The organism is Tsukamurella sp. M9C (genome assembly GCF_020169415.1).
Lineage (GTDB): Bacteria > Actinomycetota > Actinomycetes > Mycobacteriales > Mycobacteriaceae > Tsukamurella.
The window spans coordinates 27026-51122 of the sequence record NZ_JAIULG010000034.1 but is presented as its reverse complement, the minus strand read 5'-3'; the positions used below and the strand labels follow the sequence as shown (position 1 = coordinate 51122).

25 protein-coding genes and 1 tRNA gene are annotated in these 24097 nt (G+C 70.6%); 18 read left to right on the top strand and 8 right to left on the bottom strand.

Annotated elements, in window-relative coordinates:
- The 7 genes from LB823_RS16105 to LB823_RS16075 all read left to right on the top strand — a co-directional run.
- Nucleotides 1-1389, top strand: a 1389-nt coding sequence (locus LB823_RS16105) for an FAD-dependent oxidoreductase (protein ID WP_224648552.1), incomplete at its 5' end; no start/stop codon positions are given.
- A 238-nt stretch (nucleotides 1390-1627) separates the two neighbouring features.
- On the top strand, nucleotides 1628-2071 hold the full coding sequence (locus LB823_RS16100) for a hypothetical protein (protein WP_224648550.1): 444 nt from the start codon (nucleotides 1628-1630) through the stop codon (nucleotides 2069-2071).
- A 173-nt stretch (nucleotides 2072-2244) separates the two neighbouring features.
- Nucleotides 2245-3966, top strand: a complete 1722-nt coding sequence (gene kstD / locus LB823_RS16095; protein WP_224648548.1) for a 3-oxosteroid 1-dehydrogenase — start codon at nucleotides 2245-2247, stop codon at nucleotides 3964-3966.
- Entirely contained in the window at nucleotides 3963-5135 is a 1173-nt protein-coding gene (locus LB823_RS16090) for a Rieske 2Fe-2S domain-containing protein (protein WP_224648545.1), read from the top strand. The genes kstD and LB823_RS16090 overlap by 4 nt, the downstream gene beginning before the upstream one ends.
- 4 nt (nucleotides 5136-5139) lie before the next feature.
- On the top strand, nucleotides 5140-5460 hold the full coding sequence (locus LB823_RS16085) for a hypothetical protein (RefSeq protein WP_224648543.1): 321 nt from the start codon (nucleotides 5140-5142) through the stop codon (nucleotides 5458-5460).
- A gap of 15 nt (nucleotides 5461-5475) precedes the next feature.
- Entirely contained in the window at nucleotides 5476-6558 is a 1083-nt protein-coding gene (locus LB823_RS16080; protein WP_224648541.1) for a ferredoxin--NADP reductase, read from the top strand.
- A 31-nt stretch (nucleotides 6559-6589) separates the two neighbouring features.
- Nucleotides 6590-7447, top strand: a complete 858-nt coding sequence (locus tag LB823_RS16075; RefSeq protein ID WP_224648539.1) for a MaoC/PaaZ C-terminal domain-containing protein — start codon at nucleotides 6590-6592, stop codon at nucleotides 7445-7447.
- Nucleotides 7448-7804: 357 nt separating this feature from the next.
- Here LB823_RS16075 and LB823_RS16070 read toward each other — a convergent pair whose 3' ends face one another.
- A complete protein-coding gene (locus LB823_RS16070; RefSeq protein WP_224648537.1) occupies nucleotides 7805-8215 on the bottom strand; it encodes a nuclear transport factor 2 family protein in 411 nt (136 codons plus the stop codon).
- 8 nt (nucleotides 8216-8223) lie between these two features.
- Nucleotides 8224-9090 (bottom strand): TIGR03619 family F420-dependent LLM class oxidoreductase, encoded by an 867-nt coding sequence (locus LB823_RS16065; protein ID WP_224648535.1) that lies wholly within the window; start codon nucleotides 9088-9090, stop codon nucleotides 8224-8226.
- A gap of 100 nt (nucleotides 9091-9190) precedes the next feature.
- Between LB823_RS16065 and LB823_RS16060 the strand changes: the two genes are divergently transcribed.
- Genes LB823_RS16060 through LB823_RS16040 form a run of 5 tightly spaced genes read left to right on the top strand, consistent with a single transcriptional unit; the run spans nucleotide 9191 to nucleotide 14677 of the window.
- Entirely contained in the window at nucleotides 9191-11470 is a 2280-nt protein-coding gene (locus LB823_RS16060; protein ID WP_224648525.1) for an acyl-CoA dehydrogenase, read from the top strand.
- Nucleotides 11467-12465, top strand: coding sequence for a bifunctional MaoC family dehydratase N-terminal/OB-fold nucleic acid binding domain-containing protein (locus tag LB823_RS16055; RefSeq protein WP_224648523.1), 999 nt, complete (start codon nucleotides 11467-11469; stop codon nucleotides 12463-12465). Before LB823_RS16060 ends, LB823_RS16055 begins: the two co-directional genes overlap by 4 nt.
- Entirely contained in the window at nucleotides 12462-12878 is a 417-nt protein-coding gene (locus tag LB823_RS16050; protein WP_304941285.1) for a MaoC family dehydratase, read from the top strand. Before LB823_RS16055 ends, LB823_RS16050 begins: the two co-directional genes overlap by 4 nt.
- On the top strand, nucleotides 12875-14047 hold the full coding sequence (locus LB823_RS16045) for a lipid-transfer protein (protein ID WP_224648521.1): 1173 nt from the start codon (nucleotides 12875-12877) through the stop codon (nucleotides 14045-14047). The genes LB823_RS16050 and LB823_RS16045 overlap by 4 nt, the downstream gene beginning before the upstream one ends.
- 3 nt (nucleotides 14048-14050) lie before the next feature.
- Nucleotides 14051-14677, top strand: coding sequence for a PaaI family thioesterase (locus tag LB823_RS16040; RefSeq protein WP_224648509.1), 627 nt, complete (start codon nucleotides 14051-14053; stop codon nucleotides 14675-14677).
- A gap of 64 nt (nucleotides 14678-14741) precedes the next feature.
- On the opposite strand, the gene LB823_RS16035 is transcribed toward LB823_RS16040, so the two are convergent.
- Together LB823_RS16035 and LB823_RS16030 are read right to left on the bottom strand one after the other, a co-directional pair.
- The gene (locus LB823_RS16035) at nucleotides 14742-15470 is read right to left on the bottom strand and encodes a hypothetical protein (RefSeq protein WP_224648507.1); all 729 of its coding nucleotides are present in this window, start codon (nucleotides 15468-15470) and stop codon (nucleotides 14742-14744) included.
- 152 nt (nucleotides 15471-15622) lie between these two features.
- Complete coding sequence (locus tag LB823_RS16030; protein ID WP_224648505.1) at nucleotides 15623-16105, bottom strand: SgcJ/EcaC family oxidoreductase; 483 nt, start codon at nucleotides 16103-16105, stop codon at nucleotides 15623-15625.
- A gap of 275 nt (nucleotides 16106-16380) precedes the next feature.
- Here LB823_RS16030 and LB823_RS16025 point away from each other — a divergent pair, with 275 nt between their 5' ends.
- From LB823_RS16025 to LB823_RS16000, 6 genes are all read left to right on the top strand, one after another.
- Complete coding sequence (locus tag LB823_RS16025) at nucleotides 16381-17301, top strand: SPFH domain-containing protein (protein WP_224648493.1); 921 nt, start codon at nucleotides 16381-16383, stop codon at nucleotides 17299-17301.
- Nucleotides 17301-17555 (top strand): hypothetical protein, encoded by a 255-nt coding sequence (locus LB823_RS16020; protein ID WP_224648491.1) that lies wholly within the window; start codon nucleotides 17301-17303, stop codon nucleotides 17553-17555. The genes LB823_RS16025 and LB823_RS16020 overlap by 1 nt, the downstream gene beginning before the upstream one ends.
- A gap of 88 nt (nucleotides 17556-17643) precedes the next feature.
- The gene (locus LB823_RS16015) at nucleotides 17644-18636 is read left to right on the top strand and encodes an ABC transporter substrate-binding protein (RefSeq protein WP_224648489.1); all 993 of its coding nucleotides are present in this window, start codon (nucleotides 17644-17646) and stop codon (nucleotides 18634-18636) included.
- A gap of 142 nt (nucleotides 18637-18778) precedes the next feature.
- Nucleotides 18779-19132, top strand: coding sequence for a hypothetical protein (locus LB823_RS16010; protein ID WP_224648486.1), 354 nt, complete (start codon nucleotides 18779-18781; stop codon nucleotides 19130-19132).
- Nucleotides 19129-19632, top strand: a complete 504-nt coding sequence (locus tag LB823_RS16005) for a DinB family protein (protein WP_224648484.1) — start codon at nucleotides 19129-19131, stop codon at nucleotides 19630-19632. Before LB823_RS16010 ends, LB823_RS16005 begins: the two co-directional genes overlap by 4 nt.
- A gap of 70 nt (nucleotides 19633-19702) precedes the next feature.
- A tRNA-Thr gene (locus tag LB823_RS16000) sits at nucleotides 19703-19775 on the top strand.
- Between the two features lie 56 nt (nucleotides 19776-19831).
- Here LB823_RS16000 and LB823_RS15995 read toward each other — a convergent pair.
- From LB823_RS15995 to LB823_RS15980, 4 genes are read right to left on the bottom strand one after another with little or no spacing between them, the layout of a single operon-like run.
- Entirely contained in the window at nucleotides 19832-21058 is a 1227-nt protein-coding gene (locus LB823_RS15995) for an NADH:flavin oxidoreductase (RefSeq protein WP_224648482.1), read from the bottom strand.
- A 5-nt stretch (nucleotides 21059-21063) separates the two neighbouring features.
- Nucleotides 21064-21828: an acetoacetate decarboxylase family protein gene (locus LB823_RS15990; protein ID WP_224648480.1), complete on the bottom strand. Its 765-nt coding sequence runs from the start codon at nucleotides 21826-21828 to the stop codon at nucleotides 21064-21066.
- A complete protein-coding gene (locus tag LB823_RS15985) occupies nucleotides 21825-22625 on the bottom strand; it encodes an SDR family oxidoreductase (protein WP_224648478.1) in 801 nt (266 codons plus the stop codon). Before LB823_RS15985 ends, LB823_RS15990 begins: the two co-directional genes overlap by 4 nt.
- Nucleotides 22622-24040, bottom strand: a complete 1419-nt coding sequence (locus LB823_RS15980; protein WP_224648475.1) for an NAD(P)/FAD-dependent oxidoreductase — start codon at nucleotides 24038-24040, stop codon at nucleotides 22622-22624. Before LB823_RS15980 ends, LB823_RS15985 begins: the two co-directional genes overlap by 4 nt.
- Nucleotides 24041-24097: the final 57 nt, after the last annotated feature.

The window sequence follows — 24097 nt, the reverse complement described above, 5'->3', positions numbered from 1 at the left end:
GGGTACGGCATCGCGGGCGTCTGCGCCGCGATCGAGGCGGCCCGCGCCGGCGCCGACGTCCTCGTCCTCGACCGCACCGGCGGTTGGGGCGGGGCGGCCGCCCTGTCCGGCGGGTGGATCTATCTCGGCGGCGGCACCCCGCTGCAGCGCGCGCTCGGCTTCGAGGACAGCGCCGAGAACATGGAGACCTTCCTGACCGCCGCGCTCGGGCCCGGCGTCGACGGGACGAAGATCCACGCCTACGCCCACGGCAGCACCGAGCACTACGACTGGCTGACCGGCTGCGGCGTGGTCTTCAAGGAGGAGTTCTGGGGCGAGCCGGGCTGGGAGGTGCCGCACGACGAGGGGCTCGGCTTCTCCGGCGGGGAGAACGCCGCGCCCTTCAGCACGATCGCGGCGCCCGCGCCCCGCGGGCACGTCCCGCAGATGGCGGACAAGCGGACGGGCGTGCGCGGGGCGGGCTACATGCTGATGAAACCGCTGGTCGAGACCGCGGAGGCGCTCGGGGTGCGCGCCGAGTACGACGTCCGCGCGCGGGCACTGGTGACGGGCCCGGACGGCCGGGTCGAGGGCCTCGTCGCCCGCCGGTTCGGCACGGACCTGCACGTGCGGGCCCGACGGGGCGTCGTCCTCGCCACCGGCAGCTTCGCCTACAACGCGGAGATGATCGAGACCTACGCGCCGCGGCTGATCGGGCGCCCGGCCGCGGCGATCGAGGAGCACGACGGGGCCGGGATCCTCATGGCGCAGGCCGCGGGCGCCGCGCTGGCCCACATGGATGCGACCGAGGTCGCCTTCTTCGGCGACCCCCAGATGATGGCCCGCGGGATCCTCGTCAACGGCCGCGGCCAGCGGTTCATCGCCGAGGACACCTACGGCGGGCGGATCGGCCAGGCCGTGCTGATCCAGCAGGACAACGCGGCGTACCTGGTCATGGACATGGACGCGCACGAGGAGGCGCTCGCCACCGAGACCTCGACGCCCTACTTCCGGCAGCCGCCGACCTGGGCCGCCGAGACGGTCGCGGAGCTCGAGTCCGACATGGGCCTCCCCGACGGTGCGCTGACCGGCACCGTCGACACGTACAACCGGCACGCGGAGAACGGCACCGATCCCCTGCTGCACAAGAAGGAGCAGTGGGTGCGGCCGCTCGCCGGCCCCGTTGCCGCCTGGGACATGCGCGGCTTCACCGCCGGATTCACCCTGGGCGGGTTGCGCACGGACGTGGAGGCGCGGGTGCTGCACGTCGACGGTGCGCCGATCCCCGGCCTGTTCGCGGCCGGGCGGTGCACGTCGGGGGTGTGCGCGGGCGGGTACGCCAGCGGGACGAGCCTCGGCGACGGGAGCTTCTTCGGTCGTCGCGCGGGCATCGCCGCCGCAACCGGATAGCTGTTCGCTTTGCAGTAACCCGCGTCTCCTGTTGCCCTTCGACCTGGACGTTGTCGCGATCGCGAACGAATTCGGCGATCCGCGTTCGCGGACCACGGACACGGGATCGAATTCGCTGTGCGCCAACCACACTCGCACTGGTGCCGGCTCTCCCGAAACAAGCCGCGGGCTGCGAAGATGGTGCGATGACTGCGACAGCGTCCGCCGCGCCCGCGATCGACCGGAACGGGTGCGCGGGATGACCCACCGGGTGAATACCTCGGGCTCCGCACGCCTCGGCGGCTTCACCGGCCGGGTGCTCGCGATCGCGGCCGCGACGGCGCTCTGCGTCGCGGCGATCGCCGTCAGCGTGAGCATGTGCAGCGGCCCGTCGACCGACCCGCGGCCCGTCGTGGCACCGTCGGGTTCGCTCCGGTCGACCGAGATCGCGCCGAGCGCCTCCCCGTCGTCCACGGCACCGTCGAGCCCGGCGCTCCCGAGCACGACCGCGCCGTCGGCGCCGAGCCCCACTCCTCCGCCGACGACCGTCGCGCCGCCCGAGCCGGTCACCACCGCGCCCGCGCCCGTGCGGACCGCGCCGCGGGTCACCACTCCGGCCCCGACGCCGCGGTGCACGCCCCAGCCCAAGTGGGTCTTCCGTCCCAGTGCCGGGACCTACGAGCGGATCACCATCCCCTGCTGATCGCCTGACGATCGACCTCCTCGGCGGCGGCGCCCGCGTGGCGCCGCGGGCCGATCACCGCTGAACCCTGGCGAGTGAAACGTGTTCTAGTCTATGCTGCAGTTGTAGCGCGTACCTGCTGCCCATCGGCGCAGGTGAGGCTAGAGAACTTGTTTCATCAGCGAGGAGAGTCGATGACGGCGGAGACCACCGAATACGACGTGATCGTGGTGGGTAGCGGCGCAGCGGGCATGACCGCCGCGCTCAAGGCGGCGGACAGCGGGCTCAGCGTGCTGGTCGTGGAGAAGGCGGCGCACTACGGCGGGTCCACCGCCCGCTCCGGCGGCGGCGTCTGGGTACCCGGCAACGAGTCGCTGGTGAAGGCGGGGATCAAGGACACCCCCGATGAGGCGCGCAAGTACCTGCACTCCATCATCGGCGACGTGGTGCCGGCCGAGCGGATCGACACCTACGTCGACCGCGGCCCCGAGGTCATCTCGATGGTGCACCGCATGAGCCCGCTGGAGCTCACCTGGGTGCCGGGCTACTCCGACTACTACCCGGAGGCGCCGGGCGGCCGGGCGCACGGCCGCTCCTGCGAGCCGAAACCCTTCGACGGCAAGCAGCTCGGCGACGAGCTGAAGAACCTCGAGCCCGACTACACCAAGGCCCCCATGAACCTGGTGGTCACGCAGGCCGACTTCAAGTGGCTCAACCTGATCATGCGCCACCCCAAGGGGCCGCTGCGCGCGCTCCGGGTGGCCGGTCGCTACTACGGTGCCCGGGTTCGCGGCAAGCACCTGCTCGGCCGCGGCCAGGCACTGATCGCCGCGCTGCGCGTCGGCCTGCAGCGCGCGAACGTGCCGCTGTGGCTGAACACCTCCCTCGTCGGGCTCACCGAGGAGGACGGCCGGGTCACCGGCGTCACCGTCGACCGCGACGGCACGCAGGTGCACCTCACCGCCCGGCGCGGCGTGATCCTGGCCGCCGGCGGCTTCGAGTCCAGCGCGGAGATGCGCGCGCAGTACCAGCGCGCCCCCATCGGCACCGAGTGGACCAACGGCGTCCCCGCCAACACCGGCGACGCGATCCGCGCGGGCGCGGCCGTGGGCGGCGCCCTCGAGTTCATGGACGACGCCTGGTGGGGCCCCTCCATCCAGCTGCCGAAGATGGCCTGGTTCGCCCTGTCCGAGCGCTCGCTGCCGGGCAGCGTCATGGTGAACACCGCGGGCGAGCGCTTCGTCAACGAGTCCGCGCCCTACGTGGAGGCCGTGCACGCGATGTACGGCGGCCGGTACGGCCAGGGCGAGGGCCCGGGCGAGAACGTGCCGTGCTGGCTGGTCTTCGACCAGCGCTACCGCAACCGCTACATGTTCGCCGGCCAGCCCCCGCGTCAGCCGCTCCCCAAGCGCTGGTACGAGTCCGGCAACATGGTCCGCGCGAACAGCCTGGCCGAACTGGCCGAGAAGATGGACGTCCCGGCGGAGGCGCTGACCGCCACCGTCGACAAGTTCAACGGCTTCGCCCGCGCCGGGCGCGACGAGGACTTCCACCGCGGCGAGAGCGCCTACGACCACTACTACGGCGACCCCCGGAACAAGCCGAACCCCAGTCTCGCCGAATTGACCACCGGGCCGTTCTACGCTGCACGTATGGTCCCCGGCGATCTCGGCACGAAGGGCGGCCTGCGCACCGACGTCGCGGGCCGGGTCCAGCGCGCCGACGGCACCGTCATCGACGGTCTGTACGCCTCCGGCAACACCAGCTCGCCCGTCATGGGCCACACCTACGCGGGCCCCGGCGCCACCATCGGCCCCGCCATGGTCTTCGCCTACCTCGCAGTCGAGGACATGGCGGGTAAGGAATCGATCCCCGCGGCGGCAGCCCCCGTCCGCGCGGAAGAGGAGATCGCATGAGTACTGAGACCGAGGCGACAGCCCGCCTCATCGACAGCGGCACGGCACCCACCCGCTACGCCCGCGGCTGGCACTGCGTCGGCCTGCTGAAGGACTTCGCCGACGGGAAGCCCCACTCCGTCGAGGCCTTCGGCACCAAGCTCGTGGTCTTCGCCGGCGAGGACGGCAAGATCAACGTCCTCGACGGCTATTGCCGGCACATGGGCGGCGACCTGACGCAGGGCACCGTCAAGGGCAACGAGATCGCCTGCCCGTTCCACGACTGGCGCTGGGGCGGCGACGGCAAGTGCAAGGCCATCCCGTACGCCAAGCGCGTGCCGCTGCGGGCCCGCACCCGCACGTGGCCCACCATGGTCGAGAACGACCAGCTGTTCATCTGGCACGACGTGGAGAACTCCAAGCCGCCTGCGGAACTGGACATTCCGAAGATCGACGGTGACGTCGACGGTCCCGAGTGGTCGAACTGGGTGTGGAACGAGATCATCATCGAGGGCAGCAACTGCCGCGAGATCGTCGACAACGTGGTCGACATGCCGCACTTCTTCTACATCCACTACGGCCTGCCCACGTACTTCAAGAACGTCTTCGACGGGCACATCGCCTCGCAGTACCTGGATACCAAGGGCCGCAACGACGTCACCGACATCGGGCTCTCCGGCGGCGACGACGTGCTGCTCAAGTCCGAGGCGCACTACTTCGGGCCGTCGTACATGATCAACTACCTGCACAACGACTACAAGGGCTTCCAGATCGAGAACATCTTGATCAACTGCCACTACCCGATCGATCAGCACTCGTTCAAGCTGATGTACGGCGTGAAGGTCAAGAAGCTGCCCGGTTTCGACGACGAGAAGTCCGACTACCTGGCCGGCAAGTTCGCCAAGAACGTGGGTCTGGGCTTCCTGCAGGACGTGGAGATCTGGAAGAACAAGACCCGCATCGACAACCCGCTCCTGTGCGAGGAGGACGGCCCCGTCTACCAGCTGCGCCGGTGGTACGAGCAGTTCTACGTCGACGCCGCCGAGGTCTCCGAGGACATGACCCAGCGCTTCGAGTTCGAGATCGACACCACCCACGCCGTCGAGGCGTGGGAGGCCGAGGTCGCGCAGAACATCGCGCGCCAGGAGTCCGAGAAGGCCGCCGCGGACGCATCCGGGGCAGGGGCCTGATCCCATGTCCCCCACGGTGACGATGTTCGGCGAGCCGGTCGTGCTGCCGTCGACGGTGTCCGATCGGGAGGGCTTCCTCACCGACGGTTTCACCCCGCTGAACTGCGGCACCTGCGGCGTCGCGGTGCAGGTCCGCAAGAACAGCCGGGAACACACGTCGATCCAGTGGTGCGGTTCCGCGCGCGAGTGCACGGTCTTCGCCACCGACGGTGCCGGGTCCGCCCTGCGGGCCACCTGCCCGCGCCTGATGGAATCGATCACGCGCGCCGCGAAACTCGGCGAGGTACCCGTGCCGACGGACGTCGCTCCGCCGGACACCGACTAGGAGAGTGACGAAGAAGTGAGCATCCACCGACTACTCGTCGCCAAGGTGGTCTCGGAGACGCACGACGCGCACTCCATCGAGTTCGAGGTGCCCGCCGAGCTGGCGGATCAGTTCACCTACAAGCCGGGCCAGTTCCTCACGCTGCGCGTGCCGAGCGACGAGACCGGCTCGGTGGCGCGCTGCTACTCCCTGTGCAGCGCGCCCCACGACGGCGGCCCCCTGCGGGTGGCCGTCAAGCGCACCGCGGAGGGTTATGCCTCGAACTGGCTGTGCGACAACGCCACCCCCGGTATGGAGGTCGACGTTCTGGTGCCCGCGGGCATCTTCACGCCGAAGTCCGTCGACGTGGACATGCTGCTCTTCGCGGGCGGCAGCGGCGTCACGCCCATCCTGTCGATCCTGCGGTCGGTGCTGGAGACCGGCACCGGTTCCGTGACGCTGATCTACGCGAACCGCGATGCGCAGTCGGTGATCTTCGCCTCCGCGCTCGCCGAACTGACGCGCACGTACCCCGACCGCCTCGTCGTGGTCCACTGGCTGGAGTCCGTGCAGGGCCTGCCCAGCGCCGCGAACCTCGCGGCGCTCGCCGCTCCCTACGCCTCCCGCGAGGTCTTCGTGTGCGGCCCCGGGCCGTTCATGGACGCCGTCTCCGAGGCCATGACCTCGCTCGGCAAGGGCCGCCGCGAGGTGCACATCGAGAAGTTCCGCTCCCTGCCGCGCAACCCCTTCGAGGTGGAAGCCGCGCAGGAGGAGGCGGAGGAGAAGGCCGCGATCGCCGAGGCGGAGGATCTGCCGGTCGACGACGCACCGGCGCCCGCGGACGACGGGGGCACCGTCACCGTCGAGCTGGACGGGACGACCACCGAGCTCGCGTGGCCCGCCGAGAAGAAGCTGCTGGACGTGATGCTCGAGGCCGGCCTCGAGGCGCCGTACTCCTGCCGCGAGGGCGCGTGCAGCGCCTGCGCCTGCCGCATCGTCGAGGGCGAGGTCGAGCTGGCCCACAACGAGGTGCTCGACCAGGAGGACCTCGACGACGGGCTCATCCTGGCCTGCCAGTCGATGCGCCGCACCCCGTCCGTGCACATCACCTACGAATAGCCCGTCACCGTCCTACTGCCTAGGGAGATCCATGCCCATCGACCCGTCGGTCGCGATCGGTGCCGAGCTCGGCACCGCCGAGTTCTCCTGGAGCACCTCCGACGTGCTGCTCTACCAGCTGGCTCTCGGCGCGGGGGCGGACCCGCTCTCGGCCCGCGAGCTGCGCTACGCCACGGAGCAGGACACCGTCGTGCTGCCGACCTTCGCCACCGTGGCGCAGAACTTCCACACCACCGAGCCGCCGAAGGTCTCGTTCCCCGGCGTCGAGATCGACCTCGCCAAGGTGGTGCACGGCAGCCAGTCGGTCACCGCGCACCGGCCGCTGCCCGCCTCCGGGACCGCGGTGGCCCGCACCAGGATCAGCGACGTGCACGACAAGGGCAAGGCCGCGGTCATCTGGCAGGAGACCGAGGTCGTCGATGGGGCCGGAGAGCCGCTGTGGACCGCGCGGTCGTCGATCTTCGCCCGCGGCGAGGGCGGTTTCGGCGGGGAACGCGGGCCGTCGGAGAGGGTCGAGCTGCCCGAGCGGGACGCCGACGTCACCGTCGACGTGCCGACCCTGCCCCAGCAGGCCCTACTCTACCGGCTGTGCGGCGACCGCAACCCGCTGCACTCGGATCCCGCGTTCGCGAAGGGCGCCGGCTTCGACGCGCCGATCCTGCACGGGCTGTGTACGTACGGGATCGTCGCCAAGGCCGTGACCGATGCGGTGGTGGACGGCGACGCCTCCGCGGTGGGCTCCTGGTCGGCGAAGTTCGCCGGGATCATGCTGCCGGGCGAGACGCTGCGCGTGCGGATCTGGCACGACGGGGATCGTCACCTAGTGACCGCGGAGTCGGTGGAACGCGCCGCCCCCGTGCTCGCGGACGCGGTGTTCACCGCACGCTGAGCGTGCCGGCCGCGGTTGCGGACGAGGCGAAACCGCCGGATGCGCACCCACCTCAGGAATGCGTTGTGGTTGACGAGCCATGCGCACGACGCAGTCCACCGATCGTTTCCATCTCGTCATAACGTTGCAACGTTATGACGAGATGGAAGCGATAGCGAGAGCGCCGGGTTCAGGAGTTCGACGATGCGCGGCGGCGGAATCACGATCACCACCAGCGAGATGATGACAGCCCGGCATCATGACTGCTCCATCCCGTGCGATGACCTGCTCCGTGAATCCACGGCTGAGGTGAACAGACGGCCAGATCCGGCCCCCTGTCGAGCTGAGCCGTGGATTCACAGACTGGCGACCGGGTGTTCAGACGGGGCGGGCGGTGGCCATGGCGCGGTCGACCTCCCAGAAGGCGCGCAGCGCCACGATCTTCCCCGCGTCGTCGACCTTGTAGGTGAAGACGCCCTCGGCGTCGATGACGTGCCCGCCGATGACGGTGCGGATGAGGCCGGTGAAGGCCACCTCGTTGCCGCAGGCGAAGCCGTCGTCGAAGAGGAACTCCAAGGACTCCGCGACGCCGATGGTCTTGTCGTAGAAGGCCGCGATCTCCTCGCGGCCGTGGTGCCCCTTACCCTCCGGGTCGAAGCCGGAGGGGCCGACGGGGTCCTCGACCACGCCGTCGGCGGCGAACAGGTCGAGCCACTCCTCCTTGCGGTGGCCGCTCGCGGCGGACTGGGAGGCGCGGCCGGCCAGCACTGCGGGGTGATCGTCCTTCATGAGGCCTCCTAGAACTTGCTGATGACGGAATCGGCGTAGCGGCGCAGGTGGTCGATCTTGGGCTGCAGCGGCTCGGTATCCGGGCCCAGCTGGTAGGGCAGCCGGAAGCCGACGATCACGTCGGTGACGCCCTTGTCCTCGAGCCGCTTGATGCCGTCCACGGTGTAGGCGTCCAGGGAGATCACATGGATCTCGAACTCCTTCTTGTCGTGCTCGACGCGCAGCTCGTCGATCCGCGCGAGCATGCGGTCGAGCTCCTCGCCGTCGCCGCCGGCGTGCATCCAGCCGTCGCAGAGGCGCACCGCGCGGCGCAGCGCAGCGTCGGCGTGGCCGCCGACCAGGATGGGCAGCGGCTCCGTGGGCACGGGGGCGATCTTGATGGACGGGATGTCGAAGAACTCGCCGTGGTACTCGAAGTACTCACCGGTCGAGAGGCCCTTGATGATCTCGATGCACTCGTCCATGCGCTTACCGCGGCGCTCGAAGGGCACGCCCATGATCTCGAAGTCCTCGGGCCACGGGCTGATGCCCACGCCGAGCGAGAAGCGGTTGCCGCTGAGGGAGGCCAGCGACGCTGCCTGCTTGGCGACCAGCACCGGCGGGCGGATCGGCAGCTTCAGGACGAAGGGCGTGAAGCGGAGGGTCTTCGTCGACGCCGCGAGTGCCGAGGCGAGCACGAAGGTCTCGACGAACTCCTTGCCGTCGAGGAACTCCCGGCTGCCGTCGGGGGTGTACGGGTACGTCGAGTCCGAGACCTCGGGATACGCGATGCTGTCGGCGACGCACATGCTGTGGTAGCCGGCCTCCTCCGCCGCCTGCGCGAGCGGGACGTAGTACGACGGATCCGTCATCGCCTCGGCGTACGTGAATCGCATGGGTCACCCTTTCGTCGAACTGCTTGCGAGCGTTCACTCCACTTGCTAAAAATAGAACACGTTTCACCGTTTGTACGCGGTATCGAGATCAGGAGTGCGCGTGGACTTCCGTCCGGACGAGAACCAGGTGGCCGTCGCCGGCCTCGCGGCCGACGTGCTGGGGCACGCCGCCGCGCGCGAGAGCGGAGGCGCCGAGACCGGGGACGCCTGGCGCGCGACATGGGCGGACCTCGCCCGGGCCGATCTCCTCGGCCTCCCCGCCCCCGAGAGCCTCGGCGGCGCCGGACTCGGCGCCGAGGAGGTGGCCGCCGTGCTCACCGAGGCCGGCCGGCTCGCGATCGCCGCCCCGCTGCTCCCCGCCCTCGCGCTAGGCATCCTGCCCGTCGCGACGCACGGCACCGTCGAGCAGCGCGAGCGGCTCCTGCCCGCCGCCCTGACCGGCGACGAGCTGATCGTGGGCGCGCTGGGCGAGGCCGGGGCCGCCGTGCCGTCGGCACCGTCCACGCGCGCCGTGCGCACCGCGAGCGGCTGGGCGCTGACCGGCCGGAAGGTGGCCGTCGGGTATGCGCAGCACGCCGCGCACCTCCTGGTCAGCGCCGCCACCGACGACGGCGCCGCGGTCTTCGTGGTGCCCGCGTCCGCGCCCGGCGTCACCGTCTCCCCCAGCCCCACGTCCGCCGGGACGCCGGAGGGCACCGTCGACCTCGCCGGTGTCGAGGTGCCGGCCGAGGCGGTGCTGGGCGGGTCCACCGACGGGACCGTCGCGCAGGCCGTGCGCGAGTGCGGGCTGGCCGGCGCGGCCGCCGTCGCCGACGGTGCGCTCGCCGGGGCCCTCGCGCTCACCGTCGACCACCTGCGCAAGCGCGAGCAGTTCGGGCGCCCGCTGGGCGCCTTCCAGGCCGTGGCGCAGCAGATCGCCGACGTCTACATCGCCTCCCGCACGCTGCACCTCGCCGCGGTCTCGGCCGCCTGGCGGATCGGTACGGGCTCGCCGGCCGAGGAGGCCACCGCGCTCGCGGCGCACTGGCTGGCCGCGGAGGCACCGTCGGCCGTGCGGACCTGCCACCACCTGCACGGCGGCATCGGCGTGGACGCGACGTACCCGCTGCACCGGTTCTACTCGGCGATCAAGGACCTCACCCGGTTCGTGGGCGGCGTCCCCCAGACGGTGCGAGCGCTGGCCACCGCGCACCGCGACGACGCGACGAGCGCGGACGAGTCGGGCCGGTTCCTCGCCCTCACTACCGCGCAGCGCGCCCTGCAGGCCGAGCTGCGTGACTACTTCTCGACTCTGATGACGCCGGAGGAGCGCACCGCGATGCTGGTGCAGCGGCACGGCGACGTCTTCCGGGACGTGGTGCTGCGCATGGGTCGCGACGACCGGCTGGGCGTCGGCTGGCCCACCGAGTTCGGCGGCAAGGGCTTCGGGCCGATCGAGCAGTACCTCTTCGTCAACGAGGCCTCCCGCGCCGACGTGCAGCTGCCCTCGGTGACGCTGCAGACCGTCGGGCCGACGCTGCAGGCCTTCGGCACCGAGGAGCAGAAGGCGAGGTTCCTGCCGAAGATCCTCTCGGGCGAGGTGCATTTCGCGATCGGGTACACCGAGCCGGAGGCGGGCACCGACCTCGCGTCGCTGCGCACCACCGCGGTCCGCGACGGCGACCACTACGTGGTCAACGGGCAGAAGATCTTCACCACCGGCGGCCACGACGCCGACTACGTGTGGATGGCCGTCCGCACCGATCCGGATGCGCCCAAGCACAAGGGCATCTCGATCCTCATCCTGGACACGAAGGACCCGGGCTACAGCTGGACGCCGATCATCACGGCCGACGGCGCGCACCACGTGAACGCCACCTATTACAACGACGTCCGCGTCCCGGTGGACATGCTCGTCGGGGTGGAGAACGAGGGCTGGAAGCTCATCACCACCCAGCTCAACCACGAGCGGGTCATGCTGGGCCCGTCGGGCCGGATCGGCGCGCTGTACGACCGGGTCGACGCCTGGGCCCACGAACAGGAGCTGTTGGGCGTGCCCGACGTCGCGGAGGCGCTGGCCCGGGTGCGGGCGGCGGAGCTCATCAACGAGCTGCTCAACTGGCAGGTCGCGGCCGCGGAGGCCGGCGGCCCCGTCGACGTGGCGGACGCCTCCGCCACCAAGGTCTTCGGCTCCGACCGGATCCAGGGCCTGACCGCGCTGCTCGAGGAGACCGTCGGGACGCACGGCGACCCGGCCGAGCCGGCCACGGCCGAGCTGCTGCACTGGCTCGACGTACAGGCCAAGCGCCACCTGGTGCTCACCTTCGGCGGCGGCGTCAACGAGATCCAGCGCGAACTGATCGCCCTCATGGGCCTGCAGCTGCCGCGGGTGCCGCGATGACCGCGCCCGACACGACGGCGGACACGACCGCGGCCGTGCTCGCCGCGGCGGAACGCATTCGCGCGCTCGGCGATTCCGCGCCGCGCGCCGGCCGGGATCCCGTGAACCAGCCGATGATCAACAACTGGACCGAGGCGATCGGCGACGCCAACCCGCTGTACTCGGACCCCGCGTTCGCGGAGCAGTCGGTGTTCGGCGGGCCCGTGGCGCCGCCCGCGATGGCGCAGGTGTGGTCGATGCGCGGGCTGCACGGGGTGCGGGCCGACGACGACCCGATGGGGCTGATGTCCGCCGCACTCGACGACGCCGGCTTCACCTCCGTCGTCGCCACCAATTCCGACCAGACGTACCACCGGCACGTGCGGCCGGGCGAGGTGATGACCTCCTCTTCTCGGCTCGAGGACGTGGTGGGCCCCAAGAAGACCGGGCTCGGCGAGGGCTGGTTCTTCACCACCCGGACGCTGTGGCGCGTGGGCGAGGAGGTCGTCGCCGAGATGACCTTCCGGATGCTGAAGTTCCGCCCGCCGTCGGCCGACGCGCCGTCGGAGGGCACCGTGCCCGATGCCGGGCCGAGCGGCCGGATCGTGGACGCCTCCGCCTACGCGGGCGGCGTACTGCGGCCCGTGATCTCGCGCGACACCGCCTTCTACTGGGAGGGCGCCAAGGCCGGGGAGCTGCGGATCCAGCGCTGGGGCGACACGCTCCGCCACCCGCCGGGTCCGATGGACCCGGGCGGCGACCTGGGGCTCGTCCCCGATTACGTGGTCTCCCCCGGCACCGGCACCGTCTTCAGCTTCGTGGTGCACCACCACCCCAAGGTCCCCGGCAAGCGCCTCCCCTTCGTGGTGGCGCTCGTGGAGCTCGACGAGGGCGTGCGCGTGCTCGGCGAGCTGATCGACGTGGATCCCGCCGCCGTCGAGATCGGCATGCCCGTGCGGAGTGTGTTCCTGCGCGTCGACGACGACCTGACCCTGCCCGCCTGGGAGGCACGATGACGTACCCCACCACCCTGCGCGCGGACGCGGTCACCGTCGGGACCGCGCTGCCGCCCATGACGATCCACGCGAGCACCACCTTCGTGGCGACCACGGCCATCGCGACCCGCGACTTCCAGGACGTGCACCACGACCGCGACGCGGCGCACGCCCGCGGTAGCAAGGACATCTTCGTCAACATCCTCACCGACAACGGCCTGGTCCAGAAGTACGTGACCGACTGGGCGGGCCCGGAGGCCTTCGTGCGGAACATCTCCATCCGGCTCGGCGCGCCCTGCTACGCCGGCGACACACTGCACTTCTCGGGCGCGGTCACCGCGGTCGACGGTGCCGCCGTCACCATCGCCGTGACCGCGAAGGACAGCCTGGGTGACCACATCTCGGGCACCGCGACCGTGGTGCTGCCGGCATGAGCGGGCTGAGCGGCAGGGCCGCGATCGCCGGTATCGGCGCCACCGAGTTCTCCAAGGACTCCGGCCGCAGCGAGTTGCGCCTGGCGGTGGAGTGCGTGCGGGCGGCGCTCGACGACGCCGGCCTCACGCCGCAGGACGTCGACGGCCTGGTGACCTTCACGATGGACACCAACTCCGAGATCGCCGTGGCGCGCGAGCTGCGGATTCCCGAGCTGAAGTTCTTCAGCCGCATCAACTTCGGCGGCGGCGCCGCGGCTGCGACCGTGCAGCAGGCGGCGATGGCCGTCGCGACCGGCGTCGCCGACGTGGTGGTGGCCTACCGCGCCTTCAACGAGAGGTCCGGGCACCGCTTCGGACAGGTCTCGAACGCCGCCGCGCAGCAGGTGAACACGAACGGCATCGACAACGCCTTCCACTACCCCGCCGGGATCGCCACCCCGGCGGCGACGGTCGCGATGGCGGCGCGCCGCTACATGCACGACTTCGGCGCCACCAGCGAGGACTTCGGCCGGGTCGCCGTGCTCGACCGGGCGCGGGCCGCGACCAACCCGAAGGCCTGGTTCTTCGGCAAGCCGGTCACGCTGGAGGAGCACCAGGCGTCGCGGTTCGTCGCCGAGCCGCTGCACCTGCTGGACTGCTGCCAGGAGTCGGACGGCGGTGTGGCGCTAGTGATCACGAGCGCCGAACGCGCCCGCGACCTGAAGCAGACTCCCGCGGTGATCGCCGCCGCGGCACAGGGCAGCGGACCCGACCAGTACGTCATGACCAGCTACTACCGCGACGGGCTCACCGGCCTGCCCGAGATGGGCGTCGTCGGCGGGCAGCTGTGGGCGCAGGCGGGGATGGCACCGTCGGACATGGACCTGGCCGTGCTCTACGACCACTTCACCCCCTACGTGCTCATGCAGCTCGAGGAGCTCGGCTTCTGCGGGCGGGGCGAGGCGCCGTCGTTCCTGGCGGCCGGGACCGGCGAGCTCGACGGGGCCCTAGCGCTGAACCCGCACGGCGGCCAGCTCGGCGAGGCGTACATCCACGGGATGAACGGCATCGCCGAGGCGGTACGTCAGCTCCGCGGAACGGCCGCCAATCAGGTCGCCGGCGCGGAGCGGGCCGTGGTCACCGCCGGGACCGGGGTTCCGACCAGCGGTTTGGTCCTGAGTAAGGTCTGACGGATGAGCGACTCGGATTCGGACAAGGTGGACCTGCGGAGCGAGATCCCGCGATTCCGAGAGGCCACGCCGCCGCCCGCGTTCGGCGACTTCGTCGAGAACATGCGGCGCCTGCAGGACCTCGCGGTGTGCGTCGACGCCCCCGACGAGGTGTACGCGGCCGCGCGGGACAGAGCAGCCGAACTCGTCGAACTGCTGGCGCCGTACGCGGCGCGGGAGGGCAAGGGGCCCGCGAACCGCAGCATGTCGCTGCCCGGGCGCGGCAGCCTGCTGATGCCGCCCTTCCACGTCGAGAAGTTCGACGAGGAGTCCGTGGTCGCCCGCGGCGTGCTGCGCCGGTACCACCTGGGCGGCGGCGGGGTCGCGCACGGCGGCGTGCTGCCGCTCATCTTCGACGACAACTTCGGCAACGTGGTCTACGCCGCGAAGCGGCCCATCAGCCGCACCGCGTACCTGCACGTGAACTACCGCAAGGTGACGCCGCTGGACGTGCCGCTCGTCATCGAGGGCAAGGTCGACCGCGTGGACGGGCGGAAGACCTTCATCACCGCCCGGCTCACCGAGGAGGACGGCACCCTGCTCGCCGACGGCGAGGGCCTCATGGTGCAGCTCCTGCCCGGCCAGCCCTGACCCGCAATCCCTGACACGACGAACGGCGCGGACCCTGAGGTCCGCGCCGTTTCGTATGGAACCGCTACTTGCCGGACAGGGCGGCGTCCATGCCGCGCACGTCGCTGATCTTCCAGTCCTGCTTGGTGTCGATCGTCAGCGTGTAGGTGGCCGTCGACGGGATGCCCTCGGGGCGCTGCGTGCTCTTGGTGATCATGTTGACGAAGACGTTGACCGTGATCAGGCCGTCCTTGGTGGACGCGACGATGGTCCCGAGCGGCGTCGCGGTGGACTGCCACTGCAGCGGCACGACGACCTGCTCGAACTGCGTGGACGCCTCGCGGAGCTGGTTCGCGAGCTCGTCGGTGGTGCCGGCCGTGAGCGCGGTGCGCCACGCGGCCAGGTTCTGGTAGTCGATGGTGGCGGCGCCGATCGCGTACTTCTTCGCGATGTCCTCGGCGCGCGCGTCCGTCTCCTGCGTCGCGGTGACGGCGGCGAGCTGATCGCGCGCGTCGTCCCGGTCGGACGCAGCCGACTGCCAGAGGAAGCCGAAGGCCGTGGCGGCGACCGCGAGCAGCACGACGACGGCGGACAGCGCCAGCATGAGCGGCGTGACGACGATGCCGCGCGGCGCCTCGTCGGCCTTCTCCGCCGCCGGTCGCGCCTTCGCGGCGGGCCGCGGCTTGGCGGTGGAGATCTTCGCCGTGGTCTCGGACGCGGTCGTCCCGGACGCCTCGGGCTGGTTCGCGCCGGTGCCGGGCTCGTCGACGGACTCGACGGTCACGTCGTCGGTTTCGGGCTGTGATGTCGCCATGGTGCTACCCCTCTCCCGCAGCGCCGTCGGAAAAGCCCAGGCAGGACAGCTCGACGCTCACGGTCTCGTGGGCAGAACTGTAACACGTTCCATTTTTCGCGGGAGTCGATCACGCGATTGCGGGAACATCACCGCCGGACGCGGTGCGAAGGCTACCCGGCGCGCCGGTGCTGCGCCGCCGGATCGTCGAAGACGGCCGTGGACTGCGCGGCGGCGATGCGCCAGGCACCGTCGTCCTTGGACAGCACGTACAGCGGCGCCGCGTCCGGGACCGCGGGGTGCGGCGCACCGTCGGGCCCGAGCGGCCGGACCCGGACGCTGACCGCGGCCACGTCCGGGCGGATGAACAGGACCCGCTCGACGACGTAGTCGGCGGCGCCGCGCGCCATCGAGCCGTGGACCGTGCGCGCCAGGAAGGCGTCGATCGCGGCGCGACCGTGCAGGCGGCGTCCGTGCGCCGTGGTCCAGACCGCGTCGTCGCGGAACAGCGAGCGCACGCGCGGGACGCTGCCCGCGCGCTGCGCCTCGAGCACCTCGGAGACGAAGTCCACGATCGCCGTGGCGTCGCCGGGCGCGCCGTCGCCGAGGATGTCCGGAAGGTCGCGGGCAGGGTTCCGCGAGAGGTCGTCAGCCATGCCTCCAGGCTCGCTTATCAACCCCGGTTGAGGTCAAGCCTTCGGTTCAGCGCGATTCGATCGGAAGACGATCGACGCGGCGGTAGTACAGCTCGTTGACCAGGCGCAGGAGCAGCAGCACGCCCGTCACGATCAGCAGGAAGGTCATGGCTCGGAACGCTATTGCCGACCTCGTCCGGCGGGAAGAGTCGTTGACGGGACCCTGACGCGTCCTTGACGTCGCGAACGAAAAACTGATATCACTTACTTAAGTGATATCAGAATAAGGAGGGGTGATGACAGGCATCGTTCAACCCGAGGACACCCAGGTGGCGATCACGGAGCGGGCGGCGTGGCACGCCGGGGCCGGCGCCGCGGTGGCCGCGTTCTTCGGCTTCCTCGCGCTCATCGCGGGGGCCGTCGGCCTCGTCGTGCTGTCGATCTCGGCGAAGGCGCCGGCGCTCATCGTGGTCAGCGTGCTGCTCGGCATCGCGGCACTGCTGCTCATCAGCATGGTCGTCGTGGTCGCGCCCGGGCACACCCTGGTGGTGCAGCTCTTCGGCCGGTACGTCGGCACCGTGCGCACCCAGGGCCTCGGCCTCGTGCTGCCGCTGACCACGCGGCAGCGGGTCTCGGTGCGCGTGCACAACTTCGAGACCGCCGAGCTCAAGGTCAACGACTCGACCGGCAACCCGGTGAACATCGCGTCGATCATCGTGTGGCAGGTCGCGGACACGGCACGCGCCACGTTCGCGGTGGAGGACTACGAGGAGTTCATCGTCTCGCAGGCGGAATCGGCCCTGCGGCACGTGACCACGAGTCACCCGTACGACGCCGACGACGCGGTCGCCGGCGCGACATCGCTGCGCGGGTCCACCGATCAGGTGGCCGCGGAGCTGGCCGAGCAGGTCGCCGCCCGCGTCGAGCTCGCCGGCCTGGAGATCCTCGAGGCCCGCATCTCGTCGCTGGCCTACGCGCCGGAGATCGCGCAGGCCATGCTGCAGCGGCAGCAGGCCTCCGCGCTGCTCGCGGCGCGGGAGAAGATCGTCGAGGGCGCCGTCGGCATCGTCGAGAACGCGCTCACCCGGCTCGAGGACAACGGCACCGTCGAGCTGGATGACGACCGACGCGCGGCGATGGTCTCGAACCTGCTGGTGGTGCTGTGTTCCGACAGCCGCACCACGCCCGTCGTGAACACGGGGAGCCTGTACAGCTAGTGGGCTCGACCGACTCCCCCGAGCGCCCCGCCGCGGGCGACCGACCGGAGCGGGGCCGCAAGGCGGTCCCGCTCCGGATCGATCCCGCCGTCTATCAGGCGCTCGCGAAATGGGCCGCGGACGATCTGCGCAGCGTCAACGCGCAGATCGAGTTCCTCCTGCGCCGGGCGCTCGATGACGCGGGCCGGATGCCGCGGAAGGCGCAGCCGATGCGCGGCCCCGGACGGCCACCTGCAAACCCTGACCAGCGCTAATCACTGTTGTATCCAGCACTAAGGCGAGCGTAACCTTCCTTCTCGCGATCCTCGCGATGCCCGCGGGGAGGAAGGAAACCTCGTACCCATGAAGCTCTCCCTGGCGCGCGTGACGCTCGCCGCGCTCACGATCGGCGCGCTCACGGCGTGCGGCAGCGGCGCACCGTCGGACACGGCGGCCGGCAGCAGCGCGGCCGCCGGCGGATTCCCGCGGACCGTCGAGCACGCGATGGGCAGCACGACCATCCCGAGCCAGCCGCAGCGCGTCGCCGCGCTGGACGCCTCCTTCACCGACGCGACGCTGATGCTCGACACCAAGGTGGTCGCGTTCACCGAGTACAACACGCTGGGCAGCAAGCTCCCGGACTACCTCGGGGCGTCCGCGACGAACTACGGGGCCGAGGCGCAGAGCGTGGGCAAGCTGGCCGCGCCGTCGCTCGAGAAGATCATCGCCACCAAGCCCGACCTCATCGTGAGCGCCAAGGTGCGGCACGCCAAGGAGTACGCGCAGCTCACCGGCATCGCGCCGACGGTCTTCAGCGAGACCACCGGCCCGACGTGGAAGGACAACATCCGGCTGCTGGCCAAGGCCCTCGGCAAGGAGACCCTCGCCGACCAGCGCCTCGCCGAGTACGAGGCGCAGGCACGCCGCGTCGGTGACGCGGTGAAGGCCAAGTCCGGACCCGACACCACGATCTCCGTGGTCCGCTTCCTCGACGGCCCCACCCGGCTCTACGCGAAGAAGTCCTTCTCCGGCATCGTGCTGCAGGACGCCGGCCTCGCGCGGCCCGCATCGCAGAACATCGACGAGTTCATGACCGAGATCAGCGCCGAGCGCATCCCCGAGGCCGACGGCACGAAGATCTTCGTGACCACCAACGGCGACAAGGGCGTCGACTCGCTCAACACCTACCGGCAGAACCCGCTGTGGGCGCCGCTCGAGCCGCGGACCGTCGAGGTCAAGGACGCCGAGTGGATGAGCGCCGTGAGCGTGCAGGGCGCGTACCACATCCTCGCGGACATCGCGAAGGCCTTCGACGTGCCCGGGCCCGCGATCCCGTCCTGGATCTCCGGCAAGTAGCCCGACGGCGCCGGGGCGGGCGTACGGTCCGCCCCGGCGCCTATGACATCGTGACCGCACGTGACAGATCGGACATCGTCAGGCCGGTCATCGGCACTCTCCGGCGCGACGCCAGGGGGCCGGCGCTCAGTAGCATCAGGGCATGACGACGGTGCCCATCCTCGCGGAAGCCGGTTTGAGCGAATGCGCGCGGATGCCCGAGGTCCCCATGTGCAAGGAACTCAACGACGAGATGTTCCTGGTGTTCCTCCTGATCATCGGACTGCCTGCTCTGCTCATCGCCATGGCCGTCTGGATTCTCTCCGCTCGCAGCGCGACGGCATCGATCCGGCCCACCGCGATGTCGCCCCGCCGGAAGCGGGCATGGAGTAGGGCGTCCTGGATGGTCCCGGTACTCGGCCCCATCGTCTGGGGGATCCGGCAAGTTGTGGCGCCTGCGCCACTGGCACCGCCTCCTGACGCCTGGTCACCGTCGCCGCGGGAGCGGGTGCGATGACGCAGCCGACCATCGGGCGCACGACCCTCGACGCGCAGATACGCGAACAGTTCGAGACCTTCCTCGACGAGCACCGCGCCAGGCTCGCCGCGACGCTCGACGGACTCACGGAGGAGGAGGAGGCGCGAGCCTCACTCGTGCCGTCGCGCACCACCTTGCTGGGCCTGGTGAAACACGGCGCGTTCGTCGAAAAGGTGTGGTTCGACTCCGCACTCACGGGCCGGACGCGCGCAGAGATCGGCATCCCGGAGACCCCCGACGAGTCGTTCATCCTCATCGACGCCGACGACATCGCGTCGGTGCGCGCCACCTACGCCGACGTGTGCGCCGCATCGCGCAGGGCGACCGCCGACCTCGCGCTCGACGACGTCCTCCCCGGACACCGTCTCGGCCCTCTACCGCTGCGGTGGGCCTACCTCCACGTCCTGCGCGAGCTGGCGCAGCACCTCGGGCACGCCGACATCCTCCGGGAGCAGGTACTGGCGAGACGTACCAGCTGAGCGGTGCATTTGGTGGTCGACGGGGCGGTCAGTACACTTGGTCCTCGGTCACGCATCCGTGCGGGGCCACGCTGCCTTAGCTCAGTCGGTAGAGCGCTTCACTCGTAATGAAAAGGTCGCGAGTTCGATTCTCGCAGGCAGCTCACGAGAAACGCCAGGCCGGACGACACGTCCGGCCTGGCGTTTCTGGTTTCTCGGGCTACCGCGGGATGGACATCTGCTTGCCGGCGGCGACCGTGATGCGCGTCAGCGACTGGGCGAGCGTCCGGATCCCGGGGCGGCGCTGCGGGGTCTTGCCTGCGGCGATCTTGTGCAGCTGGTTGTTGTGCCAGGCCAACTCGAGGTATCCGTTCGCGGGCCGATACCCCACGCGCGGCGCGCTCTTGGGGAGCGCGGGGGCGTGACCGTCGAGCAGGTGTCGCGGGTAATCCGGGACGAAGGTGAGCGGTCGTCCCACGCCGATCACGTCGACGACGCCGGCGCCGAGGATCTCGTCCATGACGGCGGGGTCGCGGAGGCCGCCCGTGAGCATGATCGGCACCGTCGAGGCGGCGCGGATCCGCTGCGCGAAGTCGAAGAAGTAGCCGCGCCCATCCGCCCCCGTGGCCTGTCCCGCCGCGACGCCCGTCATGGCGGGCTGTTCGTAGCCCCCGCCGCTGATCTCGAGCAGGTCGATACCGGCCTCCCCCAGGGTGAGCGCCACGGCGAGCGCCTGCTCGGAATCGAAACCACCGCGCAGGAAGTCGGTCGAGTTCAGCTTGACCGAGACGGGGACGCCGTTGCCGACGGCGGCGCGCACCGCCGCGACGGTCTCCAGGAGCGCCCGCATGCGCCGGGTCTCGTCGCCGCCCCACTCGTCGTTGCGCTGGTTGGACAGCGGCGAGAGGAACTGCGAAAGCAGGTAGCCGTGGGCGGCGTGCACCTGCACTCCGTCGAAACCGCCTGCCACGGCCAGCTCGGCGGTCCGGGCGTACTTGGCGATCATGTCGCCGACCTCGCTCGACGAGAGCTCCCGCGGCTTGCGGATGTTGTAGCCGGGCACCGTGCTGCGTCGCGCCGAGGGGGCGACGGGGCGACGATCGAACGGCGAGACCGCGACCTTGCCCGGGTGGTTGATCTGGGCCCAGATCTTGGCGTCGGTGCCCGACGTGACGCCCGTCCAGGCGCGGATCGCCTCCAGGCCGCGGGCGTCGTCGAGGATCACGTTGCCGGGCTCGGTGAGGGCGTCCCGATCGATCATGATGTTCCCCGAGAGCAGCAGGCCGGCGCCGCCGCGGGCCCAGACGGCGTACAGGCGGCGGAGCTCGTCGCTCGCGGTGCCGTCGCGCTTGGCCAACTGTTCGCTCATGGCGGCCTTGGCGATGCGGTTGGAGAGGATCTGCCCGCAGGGCAGGACCAGGGGTTCGGACAGGAGGGATTCGGTCATGATGCTCACAGCACTCTCGGTCGCAGGCGGGTCAGGGAGAACAGAGGGGTCAGGGGGCGCAGCGGGATCGGGGGGATCCCGGCCGACAGATCCACCCGATGCAGGCGGGCGTCGACGACCTCGCCGAGGCCCATCCGGTCGATGGGGTCGCGATCCGACCCGGCGATGCGGAACTCGTCGAGGTGCACCGCGCGGGTCTCGATCGGATGCTCGCCCGGTGTGAATCCGACGATCCGGGGCACGGCCACGCCGAGGGTCCCGGTCACGTTGCGGTGCGGCCGGCCGAGGATCGGGGGTGCGTCCTCGATCAGCTCCCCGAGGCGGCCGCTCATGGCGATCACCTCGGTTCCCCGGCGGACGGCCTTGGCGGAGATGCAGGGCTCCTCGAGGTTCCACTCGATCTCGCCGAGCTTCTTCGGATAGCCGAGCAGCTCGCGGCCGAGGATGAGGGCGACGTCGTCGTCGAGGATCATCCACGGACAGTGGATACCGGTGCGCCCGCCGATCGTCTTGATGTGGACGAAGATTCCGGCCTCGTGATACACCGAGCCGTAGGTGCAGTCCGGAAACCAAGCGGTGAAGACGTCCGCGCGCCCCGGGGTCACCGCGTGGACGCCCGCGGGGAGCCAGGACTGCATCGTCGGCACGTCGACCTCGACGGTCGCGGTGAAGTAGTGCGCGTCCCGGTACAGCATGCCGCGCGGGGGCACGAGCTCGAGCGCCTGCCGCACGCTGCCGCGCAGGCCGTACTCCGATCCGCGGCCCCTCATCGGAGATCCCCGTAGGCCTTGCGGAGGATCGGGTTGAGGATGGTGCGCGGCGCGTACTTGCCGCCGAAGTCCTGCAGCTTCGCGGTCGCGCCCGGAACCACCCGGCGGCGACCGGCGCCGGCGCCGCGGACGGCGGCCTCCGCCGCGACTTCCGCGGTGACCCAGGCGACCCCGGGGAGGCGCTGCTCGATGGCGCCGAGGTTCGAGACCTCGGCGAACTCCGTTCGCACCGGCCCCGGGGCGAGCAGCGTGCAGGTGACGCCGGTGCCCGCGAGCTCGCCGTGCAGCGATTCGGAGAGGGCGTTCGCGAAGGCCTTGCTTGCCGCGTAGGTGGCGTTGTTCGGGCTGGGCTGGTTGCCGGCGGTCGAGCCCGTCACCAGGACCACTCCCGAGCCGCGGGCGACCAGGGCGGGCAGGAGGCCGACGAGGATGTCGTGGACGGCTACCACGTTCAGCTCGACCTGCTCACGCTCCCGGTCGGCGTCCAGCTCGACGATGCTGCCGTAGGTGGCGAAGCCGGCGTTCAGGCAGAGCCCGCTGACCTCCACGTTGCTGAGGCGGCGGATCAGCTCGGCGCGTTGGGTCGCGTCCGCCAGGTCGCAGGGCTCGACATCGACCTGCACCACGTAGCGGCCGGCGAGCCGCTCAGCGAGGGCCCGCAGCCGATCCTCACGGCGCGCGACGAGGATCAGGGAATACCCGCGGCGGGCGAAGGACTCGGCGAGCGCCTCACCGATTCCGCTCGAGGCGCCGGTGACGACGATCCGGGAATCCGGTGTGGGAGTGGGAAGACTCATGACAGGATGCTCTCCTTGGGTGTGGAATCGACACGCGCGGCGTGCTGGGGCGCGGCGGCCGGTGGGGTCGGATCGAGCGGGACGAGTGCGGTGAACGGCTGCGGCGCGGACGACCGCGGAGCAGGGGCCCGGAGCCCGGGAGTCTGAGGGCGGAGCACCGACTTCGCCACCAGCAGTCGTATCGCCTGGCGCAACAGCCGGACGCGGCCGAGGATCTCCGCCGAGCCGGCGAGCATCGTCGAACGCGCCGGAATCCAGCGAGCGACGACATCGGAGAGCGGCTCTGCGAAGTGCGCCTGCGCCGGGATCGCCTCGGCGAGGAAGGCGGAGCCGTGCGAGATGATCCGTCCCGCGCCGGAACGCGGGGCAACGAGGCCCATCAGGTAGAGGTTGGCGAACCGGGGCGCGAGCACGTGCTCGATCAGCAGCGGATCGCCGTTCTCCCAGACGAACATCGACTCGTCGAGCATGGGGAATCGCGTGCGGAACCCGGTAGCCCAGACCAGGGTGTCGTAGTCGGCCGAGGTGCCGTCGGTGAAGTGCACCGTGGCACCGTCGAACCGTTCGATCTCGGGCCGCGGCCGCACCTTGCCGTGCTGGAGCGCGTACATCAGCGAGGTGTTGACGGTGACGTCGCGGGTGAACAGCTTGTGGTCGGGCCGCTTGAGGCCGTAGCGCTCGTAGTCACCGTAACTCAAGCGCAGCATGGCCTTGAAAGCCGTGCGCTGCAGCGGCATCGGAATCCATACCCGGTCCAGTTCGGACGCGGGCACACCGAACATCGTCTTGGGGATGAACCAGTAACCACGCCGCATCGAGATGTCGGCGGAGCCGAAGGTCGCCGATGCCTCGACGGCGATGTCGCTGGCGGAGTTGCCCGCCCCCACCACGAGGACTCTTCCACCCTCAGCGAAGTCCGCGGGCCGCTTGTAGTCCTTCGAGTGCAACTGCTTCCCGGTGAACTCACCGGGGTACTGCGGCAGGTGTCGCTCCCAGTAGTGGCCGTTCGCCACGACCACGGCGCGGTAGCGTCGCACCTCGCCGGAGGCCAGCTGCACGATCCAGCCCGCCATGCCGTTGGCGCCCACGGGACGGACGTCGACGACCTCGGTGCTGAACTCGATGTGCTCCGCGAGCCCGTAGTGATCGACGTAGGACTGCAAGTAGGCCAGCATCTGGGCCCGGCTGGGGAAGGTCGGGTAGTCGGCGGGCATGGGGAACTCGACGTACTGGGTCGACGACTTCGAGCTGATCAAGTGCGTCGAGTCGTAGACCCCGTGCGACCAGTTGCCGCCGATCCGGTCGGTGGCCTCGATCTGGTCGTAGGGCACTCCGGCCCGCTTCAGGGCGCCGGCGACACCGTTTCCGACGTAGCCGGCCCCGATCACGCAGACGCGATCACTTCGGTTGTCCACTGCACCAACTCCTCGTTCGATGAGCCGAACACCGTTCGGCCGTATCCGGCGGATCCG